An 11,715-nucleotide genomic window follows, 5' to 3' on the forward strand; every position below is an offset into this window, starting at 1 on the left:
TCTAGTTTGGTGAAACCAGGTTCAGCAGATCTTTTTTGGATAACGTCTTAAGTACGGCCGAATCTGTTTTGACCAGATCTTCCGCAAGGTCTTTTTTGGATTGCTGCAGTTCCAGGATTTTTTCTTCAATCGTGCCCGGACAAATCAGTCTTACCGCAATCACGTTTTTCCGTTGGCCAATGCGGTAGCTCCGGTCAATCGCCTGGTTTTCAACAGAAGGGTTCCACCACGGATCAATGATGTAAACGTAGTCCGCTTCGGTCAGGTTAAGGCCGGTTCCGCCTGCTTTAAGGCTGATCAGAAAAACGCGGACATTTTCATTATTCTGGAAATTGTCAACACGCGCCGCACGGTCTTTGGTTTTGCCGGTCAGATATTCATAGCCGATATTCCTGTTTCCGAGCTCTTTTTTGATCAGGTCGAGCATGGAGACAAACTGCGAAAAAACCAGGATTTTATGCCCTGAGGATTTTGTTTCGATCTGTTCCATGAGTACGGCGATTTTTGAGGATTCGTTGCCGTAATACAAATCATCGTTCAACAATGCAGGTGAATTGCAGATTTGCCTCAGCTTCGTAAGTCCCTGCAGAATGTGCAGACTGATGCGCGGAATATCGACTTCACTTTTGGTATTAAGATACGTATGGAATTCCAGTTCGTAGGCATTGTAAACCTTGCGTTGTTCTTCTCCCATTTCGCAATATAGCACCATTTCCGTTTTATCGGGCAGTTCGGTTGCTACCTGTTTTTTGGTCCTGCGCAGAATAAATGGATTGATCCTCTTCTGAAGTTCACGGGCTCTTTCGTTATCCTTGAACCGGTCGATAGGCGTGGAATAGTAATCTTTAAACTGCGTTTTGTTCCCCAACAGTCCCGGGCAAGCGAAGGAAAGCTGGCCATAAAGGTCAAATGTATTGTTTTCAACCGGCGTACCCGTCAGCACCAGCTTGTTTTTCGACTGCAGTAAGCGCGCCGCCTTGTACCGCTGCGATTCCGGATTTTTGATATTCTGCGATTCATCCAGAATGATGTAATTGAAACAGAATTTTTTCAGAAAAGAAACGTCCGCAAGCAATGTTCCGTAAGACGTCAGTAGCACTTCATACTTGTCAAAATCCTTTATTTCCCTGATTCTGGATGCGCCGTAGATGGTGCGTACTTTCAAGCTTGGGGCAAATTTCTCCATTTCGGCCTGCCAGTTGAAAATCAGTGACGTTGGGACAACGATGAGATTGGTATTTTGCGCCTTCTTTTTTCTTTGAAGCAGTAGAAATGCAAGGATCTGGATCGTTTTACCAAGGCCCATATCATCGGCCAGACAGCCGCCAAAGCCAAAATCATCCAGAAAATTCAGCCAGTTCAGCCCTTGTTTCTGGTATTCGCGCAAAGATGTTTTCAGGCCGTTCGGGACTTTTACCGGAATGATGGAATGGAAATCGTTGAACGCAGCCTGGTAAAATGCAATCTGGTCTTTTGTTTCCTGCGACAGCAATGCTTCTTCATACAGGGCCGACACGGAAGCAAAGTTGATTTTTGGCGTACGGATTATTTCTTCTGAAATTTCTCCTTCTGCGAAGAATTTTGAGAATTTTTCCATCCATTCCTGCGGAAGAATGCCTTGTGTGCCGTCACCGAGCTGCACGTATTTGCTTCTGTTCTTAACCGCTTTATGCAGATTTTTAAGGGTAACCTTCTGCTTTCCGAACAGTACGCTTATCGTCGTGTCAAACCAGTTGATGCCGCTGCTCACATGCACCGATACTTTCGCTCGGTTCGGGTTCAGCCGGTTTTTTGCCAGTTTGTCAAACCCGAGTACGGTAACATGCAAATCCTGCCATTCCTGAAAAGCGGAAAGAAGCCAGTCTTCATCCTGGAATTTTGACTTATGCAGATAAAAAAATTCTCTTTCCGGCTGATCCGTAAAATCGCGATGCTGCCTGAGCAAAGCATTCCCGAAACGGATTTCTGCATCTTCATCGCGGCGTACGGTAAACGGATTTCCATGACTGTCAACGGAATAAATCTGTCTTTTGGAAAAAACCGGAACTTCCACGTTTCCATACTTGATGACAGGCGTGAACAGAATGTAATCACCCAGATCTTCAAGGTAAATGATCTTTTCGGTTTCATGTTCAAAACCCTGTTCCTGCAATTGTCTGGGCGTTGCCGGTTTCAGGTAAGAATAAGTAATCCGGAAATTTGCCTCGATCCGGGAAAGGACATTTTGCCGGAATTCCTCAAACTTTGATTTGTGAATAACGATTTTCTGATTGTGACGGCTGAAAAATTCAACGGTCTTGAGAACCGCTTCACGGTCGATCAGATACAGCGTATTCAAATGCAGCACGAAGTAATCATACCGGATTTTCACATCATCAAGATCAAGGTCCACGCCGTTGATCACGAGCTTTCCCGAGATATGGAAAAACGGATCTTTCCGGTGAATAAGCAGTTCCAGATCCACAGCCGTATGCCTGACCTGAACCGGAAGTATCGAACTTGCGCCGATATTTTCGGAAACGGCTGCATTGTGAAAATAGAAATCCAGCCGGGCCGGGTTTGCCGCAATGGATTTTAAGCCTTCTATGTCCGTTTCGGCATTTTTCTTGCGGAAATTATTCTGAAAAACAGAAACAGCCGTGTAAAATTTCACCGCTTCCGGATTGTTTGTTTTCCAGATCACATCCAGCGGATTGACAGCAACGAGCGGGTTTTTCGGTTTGCCTTCCTTTGTAGTCTGGATTTCATGCAGTTCCAGGAAAAAATGATTGTAATAGCGGTTCTGGCCCAGTACGACGATTGTTTTCCTGTTTTCCGGGAAACCCTTGTTTGCCGGCCCGGATGGAATCCCTGAAACCAGCTCATTTTCTATAATGGCAAACGCCGATTGCGTAGCCGGGATCAGTTCCTTTATTTTCGGCGTAATCTGGAGTGTTTTATTTACATATTCGAGCTGAAAAAATTCGTCCAGATCCGCTTCATCCTGCATGCCGTAATCCGCCGCCACAAGCCGTATCTGCTCTTTTCGCAATTCGGGATCAAAGTACGCCCGGAGGTCTTTCCGGTTCATCATATTATACAGAACCTGAATCTGGTGCTCGCACAGTTTTTTCCCTTTCGTCAGGCACTCGCAGTAAAGCGCCAGCGAACCGGCATCCTGACGGATAATGACTTTGGCAAAGTCGGACAAAGAATGCTGGATTTTAAAACAGGCGTAATCAACGGCAATATCTTCCGGCTGAATATCAAAATAGCCCCTTTGATCCGTGGAAGGCAAAGCCGCGCTGTTTTTCAGGATATGCGCATGCGTAAGTGCCTGAATGCTTAAATTATCGAATACAAATTTATGTTGGTTGAAACCGGTCATATCAATCGCTTTTCAGCGGCGCACAGATGCTTGTTTTCAGGGTTTTTATTCTTTAATTGCCGTTAAAGGCCAGAACAGGACAATTACAACGTTGAAAAATTCGGTTTTAGTAGCTTTTGGCAATCAGCTGTTAACTTTTAGCTGTGTGCTTTTGGCAATTGGCTTTTAGCTTTCTGGTAAATAAGAGTTTAATATAGTGTAAATCAGTAATACCGATAACCTTGAAATAATTAGTTACAATCACTTCTTTAAATTGATTCAGATGAAAGTTTTTACTGGCTTCTCCTGGTCCAATATTAATCAATCCTAAAAGCTAAACGCTAACAGCTTTCAAAAATATAGTTATACAATTAATCCGGACCGGTTTTGGTTCTGGAAACATCATTAAATTAAACATGAAAAGTATGAAAATCGGAATAGCAGCAGACCACGGAGGTTATGAATTAAAGGAAAGTCTCAGCGAATTCCTTACTTCCAAAGGCTATGAAATAAAGGATTTTGGCGCTTTCGGGCTTGATAATCAGGATGATTATCCGGATTTCGTCATTCCGCTGGCCAATGCAATCGTCAATCAGGAAGTGGAGCGCGGAATTGCCGTTTGCGGAAGCGGGGTAGGAGCCTCGGTTGTCGCGAACAAAGTAGCGGGCGTGCGCGCGGCACTCATTAACGATCATTTTTCGGCACATCAGGGCGTGGAGGATGATGATCTGAACTTACTGTGTCTGGGCGGACGCGTTACCGGTAAAATGGTCGCGCAGGAATTGATAGAAGCCTTTCTGAAGGCCGAATTCACAGGTGCCGAAAGACACATGCGCCGGCTCGAAAAGGTCAAAGCGCTGGAAAAATAGATGGCTGTTAGCTGTTGGCTACCGGTTGTGGCTTTTTAGCTAATGACTTACAGCTAACAGCCAGTAGCTAACAGCTAACGACTATTCCCCTTTTTGGCATTATTATTTTGCAAAAGTGATTAATGAAAAACTCGACGTTCCACCGCTTTACAAAGCTTGCTGCTTTCAGCCTGTTTCTTTTTTCCTATCCGGTATTTGCCCAGCAGCCGTCCGGCACTGTGGTGTCGCCTGGCGATTCAACGGCCGTTCCCCGAAAGGATAGTGTGCTCATTATACCGAATGTACTGATCGATACGGTTCGTTACCGTTTTATCGGCGACGGCAACTTTGCCAAAGGTAATGTAAACCGCAGCCTCATGGTGTTGCGTGCCGAAGTGACTTTCAGCGGGCCGGTCATTAATATTGCGACCAATCCAAGGTTTACTTATGGAAAGCAGAACGGTATTCTGGCGGAAAGAGACAGTTATGTGGATGTATTTGTAGATGTTTTCAAAAAGAGAAAGACCTATTTGTTCGGGCTCGGCGCACTGGAAACGAGTAATTTGCGAAAAATTGATCTGCGTCAAATGATCGGCGCCGGCGTCGGTTACAGACTGGTGCAGAACATCAACAACAATCTGAGCCTTACGAATGCGATTCTGTATGAATCCACCGATTTTCAGGAAAAAGCATTGGTAAAAACCATTCGTAACTCTTTCCGCGTGAAAGGCAAGCATTCCTTGCTGCAGGACAAGATCCGTTTCAACCATATTACCTTTCTGCAGCCGGCATTGAACGACTTTTCCAATTTGCGCTGGAATACAATTATGTCCATTGAACTTCCTATCAATAAATGGGTTACGCTGCGGACAAGTTTCGAGAATTCGTATGAAAGCGTGGTGGAAGCCACCAGAAGGCGCAATGATTCCCGCATTACGTTCGGTATTTCGGTCGGGAATAAATAGGAATTGACCGGCAGTTTCAGGGAAAATAAAGTTTTATAAAACCGCAATGAATTTCCGGGTTTACATTATATCCGGCCGAATGTTGCTTTTATACATATTTATAACTTTCTGATACAGCAATGAAAGACTTACAGGATAACCGACGCCGTTTTATCAAAAATTCGGTAAATACCGCTGCCGGTCTCATGATGATGCCGGCCTTGTCAAAAGAAGTACTTGCTTCCGTAAAATCGCAGCCGGCGCAGGAAACCCCAGCACAGTACCCGGCGCCCCGAATCAGGTTTTCGGTAATCGGTATCAATCACGGCCATATTTACGGACAGGTTGAAGCGGTAACCAGAGGCGGCGGCGAACTGGTATCCTTTTATGCCAAAGAAGCGGATCTGGCGGCTGCGTTTGTAAAGCGTTACCCAAATGTAAAACAGGCTGCCAGCGAGGCCGAAGTTCTCAATGACAAATCCGTCCAGCTTATTTTAAGTTCAGGAATTCCGGATGAGCGCGCACCATTGGGTGTTCGCGTCATGAAAAGCGGAAAAGATTATATGGTGGATAAACCCGGCGTTACGTCGCTTGAACAGCTTGCGCAAGTCCGCAAAGTGCAGAAGGAAACCAAGCGCATTTACTCGATCATGTACAGCGAAAGACTGGAAAACCGTGCAACCGTCCGTGCAGCGGAATTGATAAAAGAAGGCGCTATCGGCAAGGTGGTGCAAACAATCGGATTGGGGCCGCACCGCATGAACGGAAACACAAGACCCGAATGGTTTTTTGATAAAAAAAGGTTTGGCGGGATCATTTGTGACATTGCCTCGCATCAGTTTGACCAGTTTCTGTTTTTTACCGGATCAACAAAAGCGGAAATCGTAGCTTCACAGGTGGGCAATGTAAATCATCCGCAATATCCGGGTTTTGAAGATTTCGGCGATACGGTTCTGAAAGGCAACGGCGGTGCAGGTTACATCCGTGTAGACTGGTTTACGCCGGACGGACTGAAATCCTGGGGCGACGGACGACTGACCGTTCTGGGAACGGAGGGTTATATTGAAATCCGTAAAAATATTGACATTGCCGGAAGAGAAGGCGGAAACCATCTTTTTCTGGTCAACAAGGAAACGCAGTACATTGATTGCAGCAACGTCGAACTACCCTACGGCCGCCAGCTTGTGGACGATGTCCTGAACAGAACCGAAACAGCCATGTCACAAGAACATTGTTTTCTGGCGACCGAACTGGCACTCAAAGCACAGAAAAAAGCCACCGACGTCACTGTTCTGAGCTGAAATTTTATTCTTGATTATTTTCGGTCACTCTTCATAAATCATTTTACGGGTCATTCCGCCATCAATTACAAGATTAATGCCCGTAATGAAATCGTTCGCAGGATCGGTCAGATACAGGCATGCTCTTGCAATATCGTCCGGCTTGCCGACTCGTCCGGAAGGATGTTGCTTGTGATCGGATTCTTTGAGCTTTTCATAATCGCCCGTTTCTATCCAGCCCGGACTTATTGCATTTACCGTAATATGATCCGGGCCAAGTGACACCGCAAGTGCATGCGTAAGCGCCAGAATGCCGCCTTTCGAAGCAGCATAAGCCTCCGTATCGGGTTCCGACATGAGTGCACGCGTGGAGGCAATGTTTACGATTGCTCCTTTATGATTGATCCGCATGACTTTGGCCGCTTCCCGCGCACAGAGAAAAGTGCCGCGCAAATTGGTATTGATCACGTAATCCCAGTCCGCAACCGACAAATCGTAAGGCGAGCTGCTTCTGCCCAGGCCCGCGTTATTGATCAGTATATCGATTCGTCCGCAAGACTGATGAACTTCGTTTATAGCATCTGCAATGTTTTCCGGAGAAGTAATATCAATAACCTTTATGAAAACATTGCCGCCGTCCTTTTCCAGCAATTCCTGCATTTTCCGCAAAGCATGCTCGTCGCGGTCCCACAAGCTTACTGTTGCGCCCAGCTTAGCGTAATGAGCTGCAATGACGCTTCCGATGCCGTTGCCGGCACCGGTTACAATCACTGTTTTGTTCTGATATATCAGCATGAAAATTTACCCGATAAGATTTATAACTGGGAAAGCGCCGTAAAGTCTTCATCCGACAATTCAATGCTTGCTGCTTTCATATTTTCCTGCAAATGCTCCACCGAACTTGTTCCGGGAATCAGAAGGATATTGGGTGACCGTTTCAGAAGCCATGCCAATGCAATCTGCGCCGTCGTTGCCTGATGCTTTTCTGCAATGCTTTCGATTTTGCTTTTAAGCTTGTCCGGCCCGGACGCAAGCGGAAACCAGGGAATAAACGCCATGCCGCGCTGCGCGGTATAATCCAGCACATTTTCCCATTGTCTGTTGCCCAGATTGTACAGGTTCTGCACCGAAACGATTTCTATCACTTTTTCAGCTCTTTCAATTTGTTCCACATCTACTTCCGAAAGTCCTACAAACCGTATTTTTCCGGCTTTTACAGCATCCACAACAGGCGCAAGTGTTTCTTCAACCGGAAATTTCGGATCAAAGCGGTGCAGCTGCCACAGATCGATGCAATCCAGTTTCAGGCGTTTCAGGCTGCCGTCGATTGTTTCACGAATGTGCTGCGGATTGCCGTTTACCGGCCATTGATTCGGACCGGTTCTGTCCAGTCCGCCTTTTGTAGCAATCAGGAGATTGGAAGGATACGGATGCAGTGCTTCGGAAATCAGGACTTCGTTCGTATGCGGTCCGTAGGAATCGGCGGTATCAATGAAATTCACACCGGCTTCTACCGCTGCTTTCAATACTTGCTTTGCTTTTTCACGGTCCGGCGCATCGCCCCACACGCCGTGGCCTGTCAGCTGCATGCCTCCGTAACCCAGTCTGTTGATTTCAATTTCTCCGCCAATCCGGAATGTTGCAGGATTTTGTGTTGTCGTACTCATTATGCGATTTTTAGAAAATTAATACGTTTTCTAGCCGGTTATTTGTAAGTGACAAGCTGAAAAAAGCATTGTCCGGCCAGAAAACAAAATGTACAAATCTCAGGCCAAAAGCCTGTAAAACCAGCGAGATAGTATGGACAAATTAACTGGCACAATTTTGTACGGGCATGGTTGAACCAAAATCAGATTACGATGGAGACCACAGTATATGAAGACCGCGCAAGGGAAATTCTAGGTGAAATCAAACAATTGATCGACGTGAAAGGTCTCGATTTATCAATCGCGCTGGAAGAAACCGGTTTTCGCAAAGAGCTGGCTGCGGAAGTCTTTGAGCAGGGACAACTTCCGAGCCTTACCGAATTCCTTGGATTGTGCCAGATTGCCGGCATTCCGTTCCAGATGCCAGCGGTTGAAACACCGAATACGCCGATGTAAAGGCCGGTTTCAGCCGACTTCAAAATTAAAGTCGCCATTCATAACCAGTCGGGCATCAATGGTTTCCGGATTACCGGGAATCTGGAGTCCTTTTATTTTGGCGGTTTTTCCTTTGCTCAGCAGGTCAAACACGTTTTTGTCAGAGAGTTTTTTACCCAGGAATTCAAAAGGTATTTTAAAGCCGCAATTCTGGAAATCAGGACAGCCGTAAGCAGTTTTGCCTCTTCTCAGCAAATGCGATTTGCATTTCGGACAGGTAAGCGATTCTATGGGAACTTCTTCCTTTGATTCTCTTGACCTGGGTTCTTTCGGCTCTCTTGCTTTTGGTTCTTTCTTCGGCTTTTCTTCATTCTGAACCTGCGCTTCCTGTTCAATGGAAATAACGCGGTACTGATTGCTCTTGACCTCATTGGTAAGGTCAATAACCATCTGGATCAGTTCCTGCTTGAATGTTTCCATGCCGTATTCTCCTTTTTCAATCAGGCGCAGCTTTCTTTCCCAGTTTCCGGTCAGTTCGGCACTTTTAAGCAGTTCGTTCTGGATCGTATCAATCAGATCCATACCCGTCTGCGTTGCAAAAACATTCTTCTTCTTTTTCTCGATATAACGGCGTTTCAGCAGCGTTTCTATGATGTTGGCGCGTGTTGACGGCCTTCCGATTCCGTTGTCTTTCAGCAATTCACGCATTTCTTCATCTTCCACCTGTTTGCCGGCGGTTTCCATGGCACGCAGCAGCGATGCTTCCGTATAAGCTTTGGGCGGCGTGGTTTTTCCCTGATGCACCCTCGGCTCATGCGGTCCGGTTTCACCGACTGTAAAATCCGGCAGAACGATTTCTTCCGCAGCTTCCTTTTTGCTTCTGGCCTCATTGGCGTATACGGCACGCCAGCCGGGTTCCAGAATCTGCTTTCCCGTGGCCTTGAACTCGACTTGACCTACTTTCCCCAAAACGGTCGTGTTGGAAACCTTGCATTCAGGATAAAATGCGGCTATAAAACGTCTTGCAATCAGATCATATATATGCCTTTCTTCCTGGCTCAGATGATTCGGCGTGACGCCGGTCGGAATAATGGCATGGTGATCGGTTACTTTTTTGTCGTCAAAAACAACCTTTGATTTCAATATCGGCTTTTCCAGAATGGATGCGGTCAGACTTGCATATTCCGTCAGGTTCCTGAGAATGCCTTCCACTTTCGGGTGCAGGTCTTCCGACAGATAAGTAGTATCAACCCGCGGGTAAGTGACAAATTTCTTTTCGTACAGATTCTGAACGTGTTTGAGCGTGTCTTCCGCCGAATAGGCATATTTCCTGTTTGCTTCCACCTGTAATGAAGTCAGGTCAAAAAGCCTTGGGTTGCCTTCTTTGCCCTCTTTTCTTTCAAAAGCGGTTACTTCAAATTCATATTGCAGAAGATACGCAAGTCCTTTGTTCGCCTTTTCGGCATTTTTGATGCGGTCAATTGTTGCGGTAAATTCGGTTTCCCGGTAAATCGTTTTCAGTTCCCAGTAATCTTCCGAAACAAAGGCGTTGATTTCCTTTTGCCGCTGCACAATGAGTGCCAGCGTAGGCGTCTGCACGCGCCCGATGGAAAGCACGACTTTTCCCTGCCCGAATTTTTTGGTAAAAAGGCGTGTAGCGTTCATGCCGAGCAGCCAGTCGCCGATTGCCCTGGCACTTCCTGCTGCGTACAGATTGTCATATTGGCCACTGTCGGTCAGCTTCTGAAATCCTTCACGGATAGCCTGTTCGGTCAGAGACGAAATCCAGAGCCTTTTTACCGGAACGCTGCACTTTGCTTTCAGCAGCACCCAGCGCTGGATCAGTTCGCCTTCCTGCCCGGCATCGCCGCAGTTGATGACTTCCTCGCATTGTTGCACCAGTTTTTCAATTACGCCAAACTGTTTCAGTGCGCCGGCATTGTCAATGAGCTTGATGCCAAAGCTCGGCGGGATCATCGGCAGGTCTTCCAGCCGCCACGATTTCCAGCGGTCGGTGTAGTCGTGCGGTTCCTTTAATGTGCAGAAATGGCCGAAAGTCCAGGTTACCTGATACCCGTTTCCTTCAAAATATCCGTCCTTGCGCTGGCTCGCTCCGATTACTCCCGCAATATCTTTCGCTACACTTGGCTTTTCAGCTATACAAACTTTCATGTTACGCTTTTCAAAAACTGGTTTACAAGTATGAACCGGTTCTGTTTATGATCGTACAAATCTACTTCAACCCGACAGAATCCGGTAAAATAATGTGTCACTTTTTATGCTTGTGCCCTTTTGGACTGCTGTAAAACAGGTGATGTTCAGGAAAATAAGCCTTCATCTACGGATTAAAACCAACCGTTTGATCATTCAGGAAAAATATTTTAAAAAATTTTAAAAATATTTTTCATCACCAATGCTCCATTTTAGTTAAAAATTTCGAATTAAGGCGTATTGTTAAAGTGCAGTAAGAATAATGTATGGTTTTAGTATTATTATTCAAAATTTAATTTTGCTATTCCAGTGCTTTCGTATAATGGTATCCATGCGGGCATGTCAAAGCAGAATGTTATTCAGCCAGAAAACAGGAAAACCATTCGGTTTTGATTTTATAATCTTGAAATAATTATATATTTTTCAACTTTAAAATAGCCGGATTTTTGTCTGTTTTTCCCTGTTTTTGGGGTAAGCTGTATTTCATAAAACATGCCCTGAACGTTTATATCAATAATAATGTAGTATATTTGTAATCGAAAACAAGATAGAAACAAAAAGAAAAGTAAAACACTATTAACAATGAAAAATACAAAATCAATGATAGCTGCTGCCATGATGGCAATGACTATCGCAACTTACGCAAGCGCCAGAAATTCAGTTAATACAATAGCATTGGAAGACAAGGCAACCGTTTACGGGGCAAACAAAGCACTTCCTGCCAGCATTCCTGCACTGGAAAGTCCGGCACCTCAGGCTGTAAAAGTGAACGCAGACAACAACAAACAAAGTGCGGCACAAAAAGCCACTATCGTTGGCCTTCAATTGAAAAGCATTTCTGCAAAGTAATTCGAACAGCCCCTTTATCAGGTTTGATAAAATGAGCGGTCGCAAGGAGGATTTATCCTCCTTTTTTTGTGCCTATACTTTCCCGAAATCTACAATTCAGGATAAAAACGGCCGGTTTGCAGGACTGGTGAAATGCTGCTGATGGAATGAATTGCT

General features: G+C 45.5%; 9 protein-coding genes. 5 read left to right on the plus strand and 4 right to left on the minus strand.

The window, feature by feature from the left end:
* Window position 1: 1 nt before the first annotated feature.
* On the minus strand, window positions 2-3,367 hold the full coding sequence (locus FEM55_RS12255; RefSeq protein WP_138281600.1) for a DEAD/DEAH box helicase: 3,366 nt from the start codon (window positions 3,365-3,367) through the stop codon (window positions 2-4).
* Between the two features lie 404 nt (window positions 3,368-3,771).
* On the opposite strand from FEM55_RS12255, the gene FEM55_RS12260 reads away from it, so the two are divergent.
* The 3 genes from FEM55_RS12260 to FEM55_RS12270 all read left to right on the plus strand — a co-directional run bounded on the left by FEM55_RS12260 (window position 3,772) and on the right by FEM55_RS12270 (window position 6,439).
* Complete coding sequence (locus FEM55_RS12260; RefSeq protein WP_138281601.1) at window positions 3,772-4,215, plus strand: RpiB/LacA/LacB family sugar-phosphate isomerase; 444 nt, start codon at window positions 3,772-3,774, stop codon at window positions 4,213-4,215.
* Between the two features lie 122 nt (window positions 4,216-4,337).
* On the plus strand, window positions 4,338-5,159 hold the full coding sequence (locus FEM55_RS12265; protein WP_138281602.1) for a DUF481 domain-containing protein: 822 nt from the start codon (window positions 4,338-4,340) through the stop codon (window positions 5,157-5,159).
* A 119-nt stretch (window positions 5,160-5,278) separates the two neighbouring features.
* Window positions 5,279-6,439 carry a Gfo/Idh/MocA family protein gene (locus FEM55_RS12270; protein ID WP_138281603.1) on the plus strand — a complete coding sequence of 387 codons (1,161 nt, stop codon included), beginning with the start codon at window positions 5,279-5,281 and terminating at the stop codon, window positions 6,437-6,439.
* Window positions 6,440-6,463: 24 nt separating this feature from the next.
* Here FEM55_RS12270 and FEM55_RS12275 read toward each other — a convergent pair whose 3' ends face one another.
* Both FEM55_RS12275 and FEM55_RS12280 read right to left on the minus strand, forming a co-directional pair.
* Window positions 6,464-7,213, minus strand: a complete 750-nt coding sequence (locus FEM55_RS12275) for an SDR family NAD(P)-dependent oxidoreductase (RefSeq protein WP_138281604.1) — start codon at window positions 7,211-7,213, stop codon at window positions 6,464-6,466.
* A gap of 20 nt (window positions 7,214-7,233) precedes the next feature.
* Entirely contained in the window at window positions 7,234-8,085 is an 852-nt protein-coding gene (locus FEM55_RS12280) for an aldo/keto reductase (protein ID WP_138281605.1), read from the minus strand.
* A gap of 192 nt (window positions 8,086-8,277) precedes the next feature.
* Here FEM55_RS12280 and FEM55_RS12285 point away from each other — a divergent pair, with 192 nt between their 5' ends.
* The gene (locus tag FEM55_RS12285; protein WP_138281606.1) at window positions 8,278-8,520 is read left to right on the plus strand and encodes a transcriptional regulator; all 243 of its coding nucleotides are present in this window, start codon (window positions 8,278-8,280) and stop codon (window positions 8,518-8,520) included.
* Between the two features lie 9 nt (window positions 8,521-8,529).
* Here FEM55_RS12285 and FEM55_RS12290 read toward each other — a convergent pair whose 3' ends face one another.
* Entirely contained in the window at window positions 8,530-10,671 is a 2,142-nt protein-coding gene (locus FEM55_RS12290) for a type IA DNA topoisomerase (protein ID WP_138281607.1), read from the minus strand.
* Between the two features lie 621 nt (window positions 10,672-11,292).
* On the opposite strand from FEM55_RS12290, the gene FEM55_RS12295 reads away from it, so the two are divergent.
* A complete protein-coding gene (locus tag FEM55_RS12295; RefSeq protein ID WP_138281608.1) occupies window positions 11,293-11,559 on the plus strand; it encodes a hypothetical protein in 267 nt (88 codons plus the stop codon).
* Window positions 11,560-11,715 lie beyond the last annotated feature (156 nt).

This window comes from Dyadobacter sediminis (genome assembly GCF_005860765.1).
In the GTDB taxonomy this organism is placed as follows: Bacteria; Bacteroidota; Bacteroidia; order Cytophagales; family Spirosomataceae; genus Dyadobacter; species Dyadobacter sediminis.

Bases quoted from the DNA above. Each gene is read 5' to 3' on its own strand.
- FEM55_RS12280 (WP_138281605.1), bottom strand. From the start codon at position 8,085: ATGAGTACGACAACACAAAATCCTGCAACATTCCGGATTGGCGGAGAA.
- FEM55_RS12285 (WP_138281606.1), top strand. From the start codon at position 8,278: ATGGAGACCACAGTATATGAAGACCGCGCAAGGGAAATTCTAGGTGAA.
- FEM55_RS12260 (WP_138281601.1), top strand. From the start codon at position 3,772: ATGAAAATCGGAATAGCAGCAGACCACGGAGGTTATGAATTAAAGGAA.
- FEM55_RS12255 (WP_138281600.1), bottom strand. From the start codon at position 3,367: ATGACCGGTTTCAACCAACATAAATTTGTATTCGATAATTTAAGCATT.
- FEM55_RS12290 (WP_138281607.1), bottom strand. From the start codon at position 10,671: ATGAAAGTTTGTATAGCTGAAAAGCCAAGTGTAGCGAAAGATATTGCG.
- FEM55_RS12295 (WP_138281608.1), top strand. From the start codon at position 11,293: ATGAAAAATACAAAATCAATGATAGCTGCTGCCATGATGGCAATGACT.
- FEM55_RS12265 (WP_138281602.1), top strand. From the start codon at position 4,338: ATGAAAAACTCGACGTTCCACCGCTTTACAAAGCTTGCTGCTTTCAGC.
- FEM55_RS12275 (WP_138281604.1), bottom strand. From the start codon at position 7,213: ATGCTGATATATCAGAACAAAACAGTGATTGTAACCGGTGCCGGCAAC.
- FEM55_RS12270 (WP_138281603.1), top strand. From the start codon at position 5,279: ATGAAAGACTTACAGGATAACCGACGCCGTTTTATCAAAAATTCGGTA.